11 protein-coding genes are annotated in these 16,442 nt (G+C 60.0%); 6 read left to right on the top strand and 5 right to left on the bottom strand.

The features are described 5' to 3' along the window. The first annotated feature begins 21 nt into the window (after window positions 1-21). The 4 genes from LC094_RS19705 (at window position 22) to LC094_RS19690 (ending at window position 3,744) form a co-directional block, all read left to right on the top strand. Window positions 22-1,287 carry an ABC transporter substrate-binding protein gene (locus tag LC094_RS19705; protein WP_226554492.1) on the top strand — a complete coding sequence of 422 codons (1,266 nt, stop codon included), beginning with the start codon at window positions 22-24 and terminating at the stop codon, window positions 1,285-1,287. Window positions 1,288-1,379: 92 nt separating this feature from the next. Continuing rightward, window positions 1,380-2,234, top strand: a complete 855-nt coding sequence (locus LC094_RS19700) for an ABC transporter permease (RefSeq protein ID WP_226554491.1) — start codon at window positions 1,380-1,382, stop codon at window positions 2,232-2,234. Between the two features lie 3 nt (window positions 2,235-2,237). Next, window positions 2,238-3,074, top strand: coding sequence for an ABC transporter permease (locus LC094_RS19695; RefSeq protein WP_226554490.1), 837 nt, complete (start codon window positions 2,238-2,240; stop codon window positions 3,072-3,074). A gap of 10 nt (window positions 3,075-3,084) precedes the next feature. After that, window positions 3,085-3,744 (top strand): aspartate/glutamate racemase family protein, encoded by a 660-nt coding sequence (locus LC094_RS19690; protein ID WP_226554489.1) that lies wholly within the window; start codon window positions 3,085-3,087, stop codon window positions 3,742-3,744. Window positions 3,745-3,748: 4 nt separating this feature from the next. On the opposite strand, the gene LC094_RS19685 is transcribed toward LC094_RS19690, so the two are convergent. The 4 genes from LC094_RS19685 to LC094_RS19670 are packed head-to-tail and all read right to left on the bottom strand — an operon-like array spanning window position 3,749 to window position 9,640. After that, entirely contained in the window at window positions 3,749-4,450 is a 702-nt protein-coding gene (locus LC094_RS19685; RefSeq protein WP_226554488.1) for a TetR/AcrR family transcriptional regulator, read from the bottom strand. Continuing rightward, the gene (locus LC094_RS19680; RefSeq protein WP_226554487.1) at window positions 4,447-7,500 is read right to left on the bottom strand and encodes an efflux RND transporter permease subunit; all 3,054 of its coding nucleotides are present in this window, start codon (window positions 7,498-7,500) and stop codon (window positions 4,447-4,449) included. Before LC094_RS19680 ends, LC094_RS19685 begins: the two co-directional genes overlap by 4 nt. Next, window positions 7,497-8,576, bottom strand: coding sequence for an efflux RND transporter periplasmic adaptor subunit (locus tag LC094_RS19675; protein ID WP_226554486.1), 1,080 nt, complete (start codon window positions 8,574-8,576; stop codon window positions 7,497-7,499). The genes LC094_RS19680 and LC094_RS19675 overlap by 4 nt, the downstream gene beginning before the upstream one ends. Next, the gene (locus LC094_RS19670) at window positions 8,573-9,640 is read right to left on the bottom strand and encodes an efflux RND transporter periplasmic adaptor subunit (RefSeq protein WP_226554485.1); all 1,068 of its coding nucleotides are present in this window, start codon (window positions 9,638-9,640) and stop codon (window positions 8,573-8,575) included. The genes LC094_RS19675 and LC094_RS19670 overlap by 4 nt, the downstream gene beginning before the upstream one ends. A gap of 385 nt (window positions 9,641-10,025) precedes the next feature. Between LC094_RS19670 and hemP the strand changes: the two genes are divergently transcribed. Both hemP and LC094_RS19660 read left to right on the top strand, forming a co-directional pair. Continuing rightward, on the top strand, window positions 10,026-10,187 hold the full coding sequence (hemP, locus tag LC094_RS19665) for a hemin uptake protein HemP (RefSeq protein ID WP_219785121.1): 162 nt from the start codon (window positions 10,026-10,028) through the stop codon (window positions 10,185-10,187). Window positions 10,188-10,506: 319 nt separating this feature from the next. Further along, entirely contained in the window at window positions 10,507-12,915 is a 2,409-nt protein-coding gene (locus tag LC094_RS19660) for a membrane-bound PQQ-dependent dehydrogenase, glucose/quinate/shikimate family (RefSeq protein WP_226554484.1), read from the top strand. A 138-nt stretch (window positions 12,916-13,053) separates the two neighbouring features. Here LC094_RS19660 and LC094_RS19655 read toward each other — a convergent pair whose 3' ends face one another. Continuing rightward, window positions 13,054-15,960 carry an Ig-like domain-containing protein gene (locus LC094_RS19655; protein ID WP_226554483.1) on the bottom strand — a complete coding sequence of 969 codons (2,907 nt, stop codon included), beginning with the start codon at window positions 15,958-15,960 and terminating at the stop codon, window positions 13,054-13,056. Between the last annotated feature and the right edge of the window lie 482 nt (window positions 15,961-16,442).

Raw genomic sequence — 16,442 nt, 5'->3', positions numbered from 1 at the left:
TCCAACAAGGGATGAACTTACATGTCTAAAATGCGTTACTCTCGGCGTGCCGTGCTCAAAGGCGGTGCCGCCGCCGTTGCCGCCTCGGCTCTTCCGGCGCCGATGGTCTGGGCCCAGGAAATCAAGGACATCACGCTGCGCCAATTCGGCACCGGCGTGTCGAACCTCAACGATGTGGCCAATAAGGTGAAAGAAGACCTCGGCTTCACGCTTGAGATGACCGCACTGGATTCTGACTCCGTGACCCAGCGCGCCGCGACCCAGCCCGACAGCTTTGACATCGCCGACATCGAATACTGGATCTGTAAGAAAGTCTGGCCGACCGGCAACCTTCAGGCCATGGACACCTCGAAAATCGCCAATTACGACAAGATCGTCGGCATTTTCCGCAGCGGCAAACTGACGCCCGAGAGCACCATCGCGCAGGGCACAGCACCGCATTCCGTGGGCTTCGTCGATGGCCCGGGCGGCACCTCATTTGCCGATGAAGAGACCGGCTGGATGACCCTCATCCCGACGATCTACAACGCGGACACGCTGGGCATCCGCCCCGACCTGATCGGTCGTCCGATCGAAAGCTGGACCGAGCTTTTGAACCCGGAATTCAAAGGCAAAGCCTCGATCCTCGACATTTCCTCAATCGGCATCATGGATATGGCGATGGTCTGCGAAGCCATGGGCGAGATCCAATATGGCGACAAGGGCAACATGACCCGCGAAGAGATCGACAAGACCATGGCGATCTTCACCGAGGCGAAAAAGAACGGCCAGTTCCGCGCCTTCTGGAAGACCTTCGACGAGTCCGTGAACCTGATGGCCTCGGGCGAGGTTGTGATCCAATCCATGTGGTCGCCGGCGATCACCGCGGTGAAATCGCGCGGCATCGACTGTGTCTACCAGCCGCTGAAAGAGGGCTATCGGAGCTGGGGCGGCGGCATCGGCCTGTCCTCTTCGCTCTCCGGCATGGCACTCGACGCGGCCTACGAATACATCAACTGGTATCTCTCCGGTTGGGTCGGCGGCTATCTGATGCGTCAGGGCTACTACTCCGCAGTTCCGGAAACCTCGAAAGACTTCATGACCGAGAACGAATGGGGCTACTGGTTCGAGGGCAAGCCCGCGACCGACGTCATCACCTCCCCGACCGGCGACGTGCTGGCCCAAGCGGGCGACACGCGCGATGGTGGGTCGTTCTACGACCGCATGGGGGCTGTGGCCTGCTGGAACGCTGTGATGGACGAGAACCAATATATGGTTCGCAAATGGAACGAGTTCATCGCGTCCTAATGTAAAGAGGGGGCGCTGCCCCCTCCACCGTGCAGGCGGTATGCCTGCACGTCTCCTCCCCCGGGATATTTTGAGACAGAAGAAGGCACACGATGCTCAAGAACCGTCACATCCAGGGCTGGCTTCAGGCCTCGCCTTTGACCCTGATCCTGATCGGGTTCCTGATCCTGCCGATCATCACCATCGTGGTGGTGAGTTTCTGGCAGGCCACCGAGTTTTCGATCATCCCGGCGTTTACGCTTGAGAATTACGAATTCCTCTTCGGCTCTCCGGTGACTTACAAAGTGTTCTTCGCGACCTTTAAATATGCCGCGATCACATGGGCGCTGACCCTCGCGATCGGCTTTACCGTCGCCTATTATCTGGCCTTTCACATCAAGAACCAGACGACGCAGATCGCGCTGTTTCTCTTGTGCACCATCCCGTTCTGGACCTCGAACATCATTCGGATGATTTCGTGGATTCCGTTTCTCGGGCGTAACGGCATCGCGAACTCCATGCTGCAAAGTTGGGGCGTGATCGATCAGCCTTTGGAATGGCTTCTATATTCCGATTTTTCCGTGATCCTTGCCTTTGTGCACCTCTACACGCTCTTCATGGTCGTGCCGATTTTCAACACGATGACGCGGATTGATCATTCCCTGATCGAAGCCGCCCGCGACAATGGCGCCAGCGGATTTCAGACTCTAACCCACGTGATTTTGCCCCTCACAAAGCCCGGCATCATGATCGGCACGATCTTTGTTCTGACCCTCGTGATGGGCGATTTCATCACCGTGCGCTTTATGTCCGGGTCGCAAAAGGCCAACGTCGGGCGGCTCATTTCGAACGACATTTCCCTGCTGCAATATCCGTCTGCTGCGGCCACCGCCGTGATCCTTTTGATCACCGTCCTGATCGTGATCGGCATCCTGTTGCGCTTCGTCGACATCCGTAAGGAGCTCTGAGCCATGGAAAAGAAATCCAAATCCTTCTACGTGCTCACCGCCTTCTTTGGGCTGTTCATCCTCTTCCTCTACGGCCCGACGCTGACCATCGGCATCCTGTCGTTCCAGGGCCCCGGCGGAGGGCTTACATTTCCGATGCAGGGCACTTCGCTCAACTGGTTCCGCGAACTGTTTCAGGAACAAGCCGTGGGCGACATCTGGGGCAGTTTCCGCCGCTCCTTTGCGCTTGGCCTCATGGTGATGGTGACGACCGTTGTGGTCTCTGTCATGGGTGGCTTTGCTTTCCGCAAACGCTTTGCAGGCTCCGGCATTCTGTTTTACCTGATCATTGCCTCGCTGGTGATCCCCTCGATCCTGATCTCTTTGGGCGTGGGCCTGATCTTCAACCAGTTCGGGTTGAAAATTCACTGGGCCACCTCGGGCTTTGGCTCGCAGCTCACCTGGACCCTGCCCTTTGGTCTCTTGATCATGTTCGCCGTATTCAACCGCTTCGACAAATCCTTCGAGGAAGCCGCCCGCGACCAAGGCGCCTCCCCTTGGCAAACCGTGCGTTATGTGGTCTTGCCGATCATCGCGCCCTCGCTCATCGGGGTTGGCCTCTTTGGCTTCACGCTGTCCTATGACGAATTCGCGCGCACGCTTTTGACTGCAGGCTCCTACAACACGCTGCCTCTGGAGATTTTCGGCATGACGACCAATGTGACCACGCCGGTGATCTATGCTTTGGGCACGATGACCACGCTGTTCTCATTGCTGATCATTGGGGCGTTCCTGTTGACCGTCTGGATCTTGGGCAAACGCCGCGCCCGGTTCGGGTCGGATGCGGGCAAAGGTGTCTGAGGGCCGAAACGTGAAGATTCTCTTTCTCAACCCCAATTCGACCGAGGCCATGACCGAGAGCGTCGTGGCGACCGCCCGCGCCACCTTGCCGGAGGCAGACATCCTCGGCTGGACCAACCATGATGGCCCGCCCGCCATTCAAGGCCCCGAAGATGGCGCGGCGGCTCTGGCCGGGCAAATGGCGCTTTTGCCGAAAGCGCGCGCCGAGGGCGTCGATGTCATCGTCATCGCCTGTTTCGACGACACCGGCCTCAATGAGATGCGCGCAGAGGCGCATTGCCCGGTGATCGGCATCGGACAGGCGGCCTATCACATGGCGCTTTTGATGGGGCAAAACTTTGGCGTGGTGACCACGCTCGACGTCTCCGTGCCGGTGATCGAAGGGAACATCCAACAACAAGGCTTCAGCGGTCCGTGCCTCGGCGTCAAAGCCAGCGGCATTCCAGTGCTCGACGTCGAAGAGGGCCGCCCCGAAGTGCTGGACCGGTTGGCCGAGAACATCAGACGCATGGGCGATGCGGGCGCGTCCGCGATCATCCTCGGCTGTGCGGGCATGTCGGCGCATCACGCGGTGCTCTCCGCGCAAACCGGGCTGGTGCTGATCGACGGGGTGCGGGCGGCCACCGCGCTTGCGCAGGCGATGGGCCGGATGCAGCAACACACGAGCTAAACGTTTAGTGCGAGCCAAGCCAGGCCGCATTGCCGCGCGCCAACAGGCTATCCTCAGGAATGTCGGGCAGGCTTTGCGGCACGGCCTGCTTTGCCACCGCAACAGAGCTCTCAAAATCGAGCCCAAGAACGCGCAGCATGGCCGCCACGAAAGCCTCTACATCCACCGCTTCGCCCGCCATGATCCGCCGCAGGATCGCGATGGTGCCGACTTCGAGCATGTCGAAAATCAGGCTCTCTGGCACATCCTGAAACGCACCGCACTCAATCCCGTCGGAGATAAATCGCGGCCCGGTTTCACAAAGCACAGCGGCGAAACTGAAACTGCGCCGCCCAAGACGCGCGGTGAATTCGAGAAACAAAGTATTGCGCCGGGCGATCTCGATGAACACGTGAATGCCATGGGCAATGCGTTCCGCCGGCGGCTGGCTCAGGTCGGCAGAATCCTTGACCAGCAAAACCACCTCGCGGCCCAGCGCAATCCGCGCCGTTTCCAATGCATCTTCGATCGTGTCGAAATAGTTGTAAAACGTCCCGCGCGACACGCCCGCGCGGCTCACCACATGGTCGATCACCGTGCCATTCAGGCCGCGTTCGGCAAAGACCAGAATGGCGGCTTCGATCAACCGATCCAGCGTCTTTTGCCGCCGTTCTTGGCCGACCCGCGTGCGGTGATCTTCTTTCTGTTGCTCGGGCATATCGTTCATGTCTCCACTCCGGACTCCGCCTCAGGTTTGACGCCGAACACGATGCAATAGAGCGCGGGCGCGAACAAAAGAGTGATCAACGTCCCCGCGATGATGCCGCCCATCATGGCAAAGGCCATCGGCCCCCAGAACACCTGACGCGAGATCGGGATCAGCGCCAAAGAGGCCGCTGCGGCCGTCAAAAGGATCGGACGCGCGCGGCTGTCGGAGGCCTCAAAGACGGCCGCCCAGCGCGATTTGCCCTCGCGGCGCAAATCCTCGATGGCCTGAATGAGGATGATCGAATTGCGGATCAGGATGCCGAAGAGGGCCAAAACCCCAAGTAGTGCTACGAAGCCCATTGGCGCCCCTGCCGTCAAGAGCGAGGCAACGACACCGATCAGCCCCAATGGTGCCACGGCCATGACGACGAACATCAGGCGGAAGCTCTGCACCTGAATCATCGTCAGCGTCAGAATGATCAGCAGCATGATCGGCATCACCGCCATGATCGGCGCCTGACTGTCGGCGCTGCTTTCCACCGTGCCGCCGACCTCGACCGTATAGTCGCGCGGCAATGTCTCGGCGAACTCCGCCACGATGGGGGCGAGATCATCGACAATCGTGGCCGGCAAATCGTCATTGGCAATCGCCGCCTTGACCGTGATCACCGGCGCGCGGTCCTCTTGTCGGATCAACGGCTGTTCGGTGACCCAATCGAGCGTCGCGATGGAGGACAGCGGGATGGCCACGCCTTGGGTGTTGGCGAATTGCAGGTTCTCCAGCGCAGTGAGTGTTTTCCGATCCTCTTCGGCGCCCCGGATTTCGACATTGATCAGGTCGCGGTTCTGGCGGATTTGGGTCACCGTCGAGCCCTCGAAGAGCGACGACAGAACGCCCGCCACATCGGACTGGGTCAGCCCCAACTGCCGCAAACGCGCCTGATCGAGATCGACCCGCACCACCCGCGTCGGCTCATTCCAATCGAGGGCAATCGCCGTCAGCCGATCATCCGCCGCAATCGCCGCCGCAAATTCCCGCGCATGATCGCGCAGCTCGGCATAGTCCGGCCCGGAGACCCGGTATTGCACGGGCTTGCCGACCGGCGGCCCCATCTCAAAGGTCTTTGGATAAAATTCCGCCGACGGCAACGCCTCGGAATAGGCACGGATTTTCGCAATCAACCGATCCCGCGCCCCCAGATCGGGCGTCATGATCAAAAGCTGGCCGATGTTGGGGCCGGGCGTGAGAGATTCGAGCGTCAACACAACACGCGGCGCACCCGTTCCAGCGTAAGACGTCCAAAAGACCACCTCGTCCTGATCCTTCAGCCAGGCCTCGAAACTGGCGATGGTGCTGTCGGTCGCGTAGATGCTTGCATTCTGGCGCAGGGTCACATCGACCACGACTTCGGGGCGATCCGAGCTTGGGAAAAACTGTTGCTCGACCTTGGTCATCCCCACGACCGAGAGGCCGAACACCACGAATGTCAAAAGCACGGTGAGGACTTTATAGCGCATCGCCAGCCGCAACATGACGTGGAACCGACGCCGCAGCCATCCCGCCTCGCCATCGTGATGTTTCCATTTCTTCGGTAGGAAAGTGGCGCCCAGCACAGGCGCAAAGAGCACCGCGACGATCCAGCTCAGCACCAGAGAAATCGCGATCACATAGAACAGCGTGCGGGTGTATTCGCCCGCCTGAGAGCTATTAAGCCCGATGGGAATGAACCCCGCCGTGGTGATCAGCGTGCCGGTCAGCATCGGCCAGGCAATCGAGGTCCAGGCATAAGACGCCGCCTTGCGCCGCCCCTCGCCCAGTTCGAGCCGCGAGATCATCGTTTCGATCGCGATCATCGCGTCATCGACCAAAAGGCCCAGCGCGATGATCAAGGCGCCCAGGGAAATCCGCTGCAACGTGATGCCCAGAATTTCCATGAACACGAAGGTCAGTGCCAGCACGAGCGGGATCGTCAGGCTGACGACAAAGCCCGCGCGCATGCCCAAGGACACAAAACTCACCGCCAAAACGATCACCACCGCCTCGATCAGCGCCTTAACGAAATGTCCGACGGAGTCGTCCACCACCTTCGGCTGATCGGCGACGTGATGCATCTCGATCCCCATCGGCAAAAGCGCGGCCTGCTCGATCATCGTGCGGTCAAGTTCCGCGCCGAAATCGAGGATATTGCCGCCGTCCAACATGCCGATCTTGAGCCCGATGGCGGGCTCGCCATTGAAACGGAAGAGTTCGCTCGGGGGATCATCATAGCCCTCGGAAATCTCGCCGACATCCGAAAGCGTGAAGAAAATATCGCCCGAGCGCAACGGCGCCTGGGCCAGCGCCTCAACGGTGTCAAACTGGCCAGTGACACGCAGCAGGATGTTCTCGTCTTCGGTGGAAATCATCCCCGAAGGCACAATCTCGTTTTGCGCCGACAGGGAGGACAGCACCGCACCGGCGTCGAGGCCAAAGGCCGCCAGTCGAAGTGCGGAGAATTCGAGATGAATGACCTGATCGCGGGTGCCGAACAGCTCGACCTTGCCCGCCGCATCGAGGCTTTGCACCACATCGCGGATGTCCTCGACATAGTCTTTCACCTCTTCCGGGCGGAACCCGTCGGAGGTGAAGGCATAGATCGTGCCGAACACATCGCCAAAATCGTCATTGAAGGAAAAGCCTTGAAATTCCGAGGGAAATTCAGGGCGAATGTCGGACATCATCTGACGTACGCGGGTCCAGGACGGCGTAATCTCGCTATTGGGCACATCGTCGCGCAGGTCGACATAGACCATCGAAATGCCGGGATAGGTCACGGAGCGCGTGCCATCGAGCGTCGGCAATTCCTGCAATTTGCGTTCGATCCGGTCGGTGACCTGCGTCACGGTCTCCTCGGCAGTCGCGCCCGGCAGGCTGGCGGTGACGATCATGGTGCGGACGGTGAAAGACGGGTCTTCTTCGCGCCCCAAACGCATGTAACTCAAGGCGCCAGCGATCACCGCGACGATCATCAGAAACCAGATAAAGGAGCGATGCCCCAGCGCCCAATCGGACAGGTTGAACCCCTTCATTGCAAACGCTCCCCGACCTCTTGGCCGTCTTCCAATCCGTGAACCCCGTGCGTGATGATCTCATCGCCTTCTGCGAGGCCTTCTGTGATCACGATGCGATCCCCAACCTCGGCACCCAACGTGACGGGTGTGAAATGCGCGACCCGCGTGTCGCCCTCTGTCGTGACGCGCCAAACGCCCGGTGCCTCAGCCGTTCCGCCAATCGCCGTTTGCGACAGGGTCATCACGGGCGCTCTGTCGCTGTTGTAACTCGCGGTGATCAAGGTACCGATGCGATAGTCCTCCGGCGGGTCGATCAGGATCAGACGCAGCCGCCGCGTGTCGAGGCTGGTCTCAGCAACAGGTTCGATGACGCTCAGCTCCGCTTCGACCGGCGCCACGCCTTCGGCGCGGTGATAGACCGTGAAACGCGCATGCGCTGGGATGATCGTGGCAAAGCTTTCCGCCACATCGATGATCGCCTCACGCCCCATAGGGTCGGCGATTTCCATCACGCTTACACCCGGGCTGACCATCGTGCCCGGTTCGACATCCGTGCTCAAAACGATGCCGTCACGCGGCGCGATCAATTGGCCATAGCCAGCCGCCTCGCGCGCGCGGACCAGATCGGCGCGGGCACTTTCCGCCTGAGCCACGGCGGCATCGCGGGCGGCACGCGCCGCCTCGATCTGGGCCGTGGTGGCGACATTGCGGGCCAAAAGCGCCGCAACACGATCATATTGCGACTGCGCAAATTCCGCCTGCGCCTCGGCCGAGGACAGAGCCGCCTCAGCCACCGCAACATCTTGCGCCAACGTGATCTGATCCAGCGTCGCAAGCCCCTGCCCCGCCTTGATCCGGTCCCCCGCCTCGACATTCATCGCGGCCAAACGCCCGCTGGTCTGAAACGCCAGAGCGGCGACATCTTCGCCCCGGATCACGCCGGAGAACTGACGCTCTTCGACTGGATTTGCAGAAATGAATTCCGTGACGACCGGGCGCACCCCCTCGACCACGACTTCGGAGGTTTGAGCCGAACCTGCGGCAAACATTGGCGAGGCGAGGCAGAGACAAAGGCTCAAAACGATCCTTTTCATTGTGTCGCCTCCATGGTCTGGACGGCACGCCCGTCATACAAAAGATGCGATCCGGCACCGACGACAAGATCGCCGTCATTCAGCCCATCCGACAATTCGATTTGCGTATCGTCATAGCCCGCAATCGTCACCGGCGTCAGGGAGACGGTGAAACCAACGGGGTCGACCCGCCAGACGGCTGGCCCCTCGGCATTGGCGCTCAGGGCCGTCCAGGGCAGAACGATCCGGGTGTCCGTCATGACCGCAGCGCGACCGGAAATCGACGTGCCGATGGGGATGTCTTCGGTCCGTTCGACCGGAATATCGGCACGGATTTCGACGGTCCCGGTGGCGTTCAAGACGGGCAAAACCTCTGTGACCGTCGCGACGAAAGGCGGCAGCGGGCCGTTCGGGTCCAGCTCGACCTCGCGCCCGCGCATCCGCGACAGACCGGCCGCATCGGGGGCGAGGAAAATGGCCTGCAAGTCGCCTTCTGGCGCGAGCTGCACCACGGCTTTGCCGGCGGAGACCACCTCGCCAAGGTCCACAAAACGATCCGTTACGATCACGTCGCGATCCGCACGTAGAATCGTGTCGTCATTAGCCTGTTCCGCCGTTTCCAAAAGCGCTGCGGCCTGATCCCGCGTGGCTTTTGCGGCCAGATAGCTTTGCTGCGCTTCGTCATATTGCGCCTGTGTGCCGACGCCGCGATCCAAAAGGCTCTGAGCACGGGTGCGCGCCTGATCCGCCTGAACAAGAGCGGCCTCTGCGGCATCGAGATTGGCCTCGGCTGCGTCCAGCTCGGCCACAATATTGGTCGGATCGATCCGGGCGATCACCTCGCCTGCTTTGAAATGCATGCCGATCTCGGCGTTGAACACGTCGATCTGGCCACCGCGCCGAAACGACGCCGGAAAGCTGTCGGAGGCCTCGACCGATCCCACCAATCGCAATTCCTGTTCGATGGGGTGCGACTGAGCCTTGATCAGTTCGACGACCACAGGCGTTTCCGCGAAAGCGGAGATGGGCAGCAACGCCATCGCGAGCCATCCGACTGTTTTTCCAACTGTCTTTCGCGGGATCATGTCCGTCTCCTGACATTTTCGCGGCCGCAACATTGGCCGTCGCCTTGATATGCACTTTGGTCTATATCTTTCAAACATTAGAAATGACACTTCCGTCAATATTAAATTTAATCGCATTTCCTTTTGTGTACGCGATGCTCTCCGAGATCTTTTAAAATTTCACCTACAGATAAAGTTGACAGAAAAACTAAGGTTTAATATCCAGAGACAAGGACCGAAGCATTTCGGCGAGTCGCGTGGACAGCGCGGCATCCTTGGCAAGCAGAGACGAGACACGTCCAGCCAGTCTTGGTGATTTTAACCGCGCGATAAACGCACCGCCCACCCGCAAGGCAGGCGGGTCAATATGACCGATGAAACCGACAAGACCGTAAAGGCCTCTGATATGAACGCACATGTAACTTCGATGACCGCAGACGCCGGTCAACTTCCCCCCGTCGATGCCCGCAGCCTGATTGCCGATGGCAGCACGCGCCAGATCAATTTGGACGGCCAGCTTTACACCCTGCGCATCACCCGCGCCGGAAAGCTGATCCTGACCAAATGACAGCACACCGTCTGAAAGCCCAGATGCGTCCCGCATTCGGGGAGATGAGAAAAGCTTTGCGCTTCATCTCTTCGATTGCGACGCGTGGGTAGGGCGCGAACGCCCCTCCACAGGAGAGGCTGCGTCCCGTCTCCGCACAGGTATCCGTTAACATGTGCATGTTAGCGCACACCAATGTTCGTTTCTTGACCTTGAGGCAACTTGCCGCACGTGAGAAGAGCGCGGTGTTCATTTGTGCCACGTGATCGTCTTGGGGAGGAGGGGCGATCGTTCGACGCGGTTCAGATAACAGTGAAAACACTGTCTCTTAGGAAACGAAATGACCGAAGAAACCTCCTCGAAGCAGTCATGGACATGGCTGCTCGTCCTGCTTGGCGCAGTATTGGCGCTGGTGGGTCTCGGGCTGGCTGGTGGCGGCGTGATGCTGATCACGCGCGGCGGCAGCTGGTATTATCTGCTCATGGGCCTCGCACTTGTGGCCTCCGGCGTTCAGATCATGCGCGGCTCGCCGAGCGGCACATTCATCTACGTCATCGCCTTTGCCCTCACCGTGATTTGGGCGTTCTGGGAAGCGGGCCTCGATTTCTGGCCGCTGCACGCCCGGATCTTTACCTTCCTGATCATCTTCATGCTCATGATGGCGCTGCACCCGCTGACGCTCAAACGCGCCGGTCGTGCGCCGATGACGGGACCGTTCCTCGGCATTGCCGCGGTGTCTCTGGTTGTCGTTCTGGGCATGGTCTGGGGCATGTTCCAGCCGCATGGCCAGCATAATTTCGAGATCGCTTCGGGGGAAACACCCGTCGCCGAAGGCGCGCCGACGGACTGGAGCAGCTATGGCTCTACGCCCGACGCCACGCGTTTTGCGGCGCTGGATCAGATCACGCCCGACAACGTCGACGAGCTTGAGATCGCTTGGACCTTCCGCACTGGCGACATTCCGGACTCCCCCAATGGCGGCGGCTCCGAGGATCAGGGCACCCCGCTGCAAGTCGGTGAAGACCTCTATTTCTGTTCGCCCAATAACATCGTGATCTCCGTGAACGCGACGACCGGCGAAGAGAACTGGCGTCATGATTTCCCGACCGACACCCGCACCTGGGTGCGGTGTCGCGGTCTGGCCTATCTCGACACGTCTATTCCGCTCGAACAGCCGACCGTCGAAGGCGCAACACCTGTGACCCCGTTCAACCTGCCGGAAGGCGCTGCCTGTGAGAGACGCATCTACATGAACACCATCGACGCGGTGCTCGTGGCTTTGGATGCCGAAACCGGCGCGCTTTGCGAAACCTTTGGTGACGCGGGCATGATCGACCTGAAACAGGGTCTGGGGGACGCGCAAGCGCCGCTCTACTCGCTGACCTCTCCGCCGCTTCTCGCGGGCTCCACCATCGTTGTGGGTGGTCGTGTCGCCGACAACGTGGCGCTCGATATGCCGGGCGGTGTAATGCGTGGCTTTGACGCCATCACCGGCGAGATGAAATGGGCTTTCGATCCGGGCAACCCCGAAGATCGCAATGCGCCTGCCGATGGCTCGGCCTATACGCGGTCCACGCCGAACGTCTGGGCGCCGATGACCTATGACGCGGCAAGCAACACCGTGTTCATGCCGGTCGGCAACGCCGCCATCGACCTCTGGGGTGTGGAACGCACGCCGGAAGACGAGAAATACGGCGCCTCCATCCTCGCCCTCGATGCCACCACCGGTGACGAGAAATGGGTCTATCAGACCGTGCACCACGATCTGTGGGACTTTGACGTGCCGATGCAGCCGACGCTGATCGACTTCAAAGGTACACCTGCGCTGATCTTTGGCACCAAAGCCGGACAGATCTTTGTGCTCGACCGTGCGACGGGTCAGCCTCTGACCGAGGTCGAAGAGATCGACGTCAAACCGGCGACCATTCCGGGCGAGAAATACGCCCTGAAACAGCCGCTCTCCGTTGGCATGCCGCAAATCGGTGCGCCGCATCTGACCGAGAAAGACATGTGGGGCGCAACCCCGTTCGATCAGCTGATGTGTCGTGTGATTTTCAAAGGCTATCGCTACGAGGGTCTCTACACCGCGCCGGACACCGATTATTCGCTGTCCTTCCCGGGCTCGCTTGGCGGGATGAACTGGGGCGGTCTGTCCTATGACCCGACCGCGAACACCATCTTCATCAACGACATGCGTCTGGGCCTCTGGGTGCATATGATGGAACAGGACCCGGATGCTGCGGCCTCCAATGGCTCCGAAGCCGTTAACACCGTGATGGGTGGCGTTCCGCTCAAAGGCACGCCCTACTCCGTCAACAAAAACCGCTTCCTCTCGCCGCTGGGCATTCCCTGTCAGGAACCGCCGTTCGGCACGCTGACCGCTGTCAATCTCGACACGCAGTCCGTTGCGTGGGAAGCGCCGCTTGGCACGGTTCAGGACACGGTTCTCTTCGGCATGAAGATGCGTCTCCCGATGCCTGTGGGCATGCCGACCATCGGCGGGTCTCTGTCGACGCAGGGCGGTCTGGTCTTCTTTGCTGCCACGCAAGACTACTGGCTGCGTGCCTTTGACAGCGCGACCGGCAAAGAGGTCTGGAAAGTCCGCCTGCCGGTTGGCTCGCAAGGCACGCCGATCTCCTACGTGTCTCAGGAAGACGGGCGTCAGTACATCGTGATCTCCGCTGGCGGTGCCCGTCAGTCGCCGGATCGCGGGGACTACCTGATCGCCTACGCCCTGCCGCAGGGGTGATCCCACGGACGCTGGCCGGTTCTCGCGACAGGCCAGCACATATCCCCTTCGGCTGAACGACATTTGGGGACACGCACAAAAAAACGCGCCAGATTATCTCTGGCGCGTTTCTCATTTTCAGGACCTATTTCAGACCGATCAGAATTCGAAGACCAGCTTCATGCTAACCGATGTGGTTTCAACCGATCCGATCTTTTCATAGGCGTATTCGGCGTTGAACCGGGCACCACTGTCGGTATCGACAGACATGATCGACAGGCCTAGCCCGGCACCGCAATCTTCCTCTGTTGTGCCCATATCGACCCACTCACAGCTCAGCTTCGGCTGAAGCGCAAAAGAGGTTTGGGTCAGCTCGGCACTCAAGCCATCAAGCGGAACGATGAATTCGGGGACAAAGCTCAAACGCCCCACAGAGACATGGCCCGCATCCAAGACAAGCGTGTCATCGACCAGACCATAGGCCGTGCCCGTCATCCCGATATTGCCGAGATCGACATATCCGTAAGACGCCGAAAGCGCAGGGCGCAGCTGGAACCCTTTGCCGTCCACCGTGCCAGAAAGGGTCACACCGGCCTCGGCATTTCGGGTGGTATACTCCGATGAGAGGTCCAGAATGCCGTTGCTCATATCGAGATCATGCGTCCCCATGCCGACGGACAGATAGCCGTCGAGGAACAGATTTTCCCGCAACTCCGTCACGGCATAGGCCCCGGCACTCGCGCCGAAGGACAATTGAGAGCCCTCAAAGGTCGCATCGATGTTGGCGTTGCTCACATCGGCAGAGAGGAACACACCGGCCAGCGTTTTGCCAAAGACCAGTTTTTCCCAAGCCGCCGTCCCAGACAGCGTGCCCGTGGTGATCTCATCGCTGGTTTTGCTGATATTGAACTCGCCGAACACCAACCGGCGAACCCCACCGTCGGCGTCGCCGTGGCTCAGACCGTAATACCCGCTCATCATCACAGAGCCGTCTGTAGCAGAGCCATTAAACCCGCCACGCGAAGTTTCAGCCCCGCTCCCGGAGCGATCCCTGATAAAGCGCCCCCGGGCATCGGCCATCATACCTTCCCGCACCAAAAGGCGTTCGCGGGTGGAGGCAACGGCAATGCTCTGAACGATCTCGCGAATGACCTCTTCATTCTCGTCAAACACAGTCAAGGGCGAGGCCGTGTCGATGATAAAACTCGAGGCAGCTTCGCTCAGGTTCCCGGCGATGTCTTCTGCCGCGCCACTTGCGATGTCGATCACGACAGGCGCGCCCAAATCCGGCGTGACTGTGAAGCGATAGCTCGAGGCGGTGTCCGCAATGAGGGCCGACGCAACACCAGCCGTCACCAGAACATCAGAAAGTTCAAACCCCGTGACGTCTTCGCTAAAGCTGGCGGTCATCTCAAACGGACCAGACGGCGGAGTTGCCGGGCCCGAGAGCGTCACCGTCGGCGCTGTGCTGTCCGAAGTCACGCTCAGCTGTGTCGCCGCCAAGCTGTCGTTCGACGCCGCATCCTGCGCAGCAGCGGCGGTCACGTCGACCGTCACCACGCCATCGGCTGCGGGCGTCACGGTGAAGCGATAGCTCGAGGCGGTGTCCGCGATCAGAGCCGACGCCGCCCCATTGCCGACCACGACATGCGACAGGTCGAACCCCGTGACGTCTTCGCTAAAGCTGGCAGTCACTTCGAACGGACCGGACGGCGGAGTTGCCGGGCCCGAGAGCGTCACCGTCGGCGCTGTGCTGTCCGAAGTCACGCTCAACTGCGTCGCCGCCAAGCTATCGTTCGACGCCGCATCCTGCGCGGCGGCAGCGGTCACATCGACCGTCACCGTACCATCCGCTGCGGGCGTCACGGTGAAGCGATAGCTCGAGGCGGTGTCAGAGATCAGAGCCGACGCCGCACCATTTCCGACCACGACGTGTGACAGGTCGAACCCCGTGACATCTTCGCTAAAGCTGGCGGTCACTTCGAAGGGTCCGGACGTCAAAGCCGCTGCCGTGCTCAAGCTCACTGTGGGCTGAACGTAATCAGGATAGAGATCGACCGTCGCCGGCAGCGAGGTGTATCCGCGGGTATCCTTCACCGTCACAGAGACGGTCCCTCCCTGCATATCCGCTGCAGATGTCACCGAGAACACGCCTCCTGTGGCGGTCACCTGCTGATTGGTGCTGTCCGGGAATGTGACCGTCACGAGACCGTCAGCAACAGCGGTTCCCGCGATTGTCATCGACCGGTTGGCGTTGATGTCGGAGGTGGTCAATACTGGCGCATCCGGAAGCGTGCCGGGCGTCACGGTAAAGATGAACTCGACCTCGGACGCATCATTTCCTGCCGTGTCCGTGGCGTTTATTTTGATCACATTGGTCCCGATGGGGAAGGCATAAGGGCTTGTGATGACAGAACCATTCAATGAGAACACCGGCACCAAACCCGTGTCGACGTTATCATCGACAAGGGTGGAAAAACCGAGTTGGCGCGTTCCCGCAGGCTCGGCCTCCAGTGTCAAAGGCGCGATCGGGCGAATGACAGGCGCCTCATTGTCCTCGACCGTCACCGTAAAGCTGGCACTGCCGGTGTTGCCTGCGGCATCCGAGGCCTCATAGGTTACCGTGGTGGTTCCGAGGGGGAAGGCTGCCCCGGAGGCAAGCCCCGCGGTCAGCGTCGGCCCAGAGGTCACACCCACATTGTCGGTCGCCGTGATCGTCGCATAGTTGACGACGGCCGTTGCCACGCCCGTATCCGTCGAGACAGTGATGTTCGAGGGGACTGTGACGACGGGTTGTTCGCTGTCTGACGGCGCAGAGGGCACACAATCCGCGTCTAGTGCGGCGGCGTTAAATGACGTCGATGCCCGCTGTCCCGAACCCGCGACATAAGTCGCGCCAAGGGATTGATCCGCCGTGCCATCCGCCTCGTCCTGAAGCGCAACGGTGAAGTTGCCTGTGACCGACGGACGCATGTTGACCGAGAAGAAGGAGTCTCCGTAGACTCCTGTATTTGTTGCAAAATTATTCCCGTAAGTGGTGCCGATGATCTTGTTCGTGGCATCCATGACATACCACATATGGGCGTCATAATACTGCGTATTACCTCCACCAAAATCGATCAGAACATCCTGATCTGGAAACTCCCCGGCGTTTCCCTGAACGCTGATGAGAAAGGTCGACGGGCTTGATCCACCGCAGTCGCCGTCAGTAAAAAGGCGGACATTATTGACATTCATCGCTTGCGACGCGCCCGCCGTTGCCAAAACTCCAAACAGAGCCAACCCTGCTGTTTGCTTAATTTTTCGATAATAGGTGTTCACACCCATTCCCCCGTATTCACAATATCACTCGCGGTCATAGTAGCTGTGCGGAGACGCAAAGACATACACCTTGGTGTGCGCGGAGGTGACGTGAGGGAAGCTTGTTGCCGGCCTGCCACTATGTATGCGATTTTGATTTTGGCTGTGTGCGTTTCGGCAATTTGAAACGACAAAATTCTCCCGGGGGAGGCGCTTAACTATCTGTTACTTATCGGTATTTATTGGTT

Source organism: Celeribacter naphthalenivorans, from assembly GCF_020524585.1.
GTDB classification, from domain to species: Bacteria; Pseudomonadota; Alphaproteobacteria; order Rhodobacterales; family Rhodobacteraceae; genus Celeribacter; species Celeribacter naphthalenivorans.
This window is presented reverse-complemented; position numbering and strand designations above follow the sequence as displayed.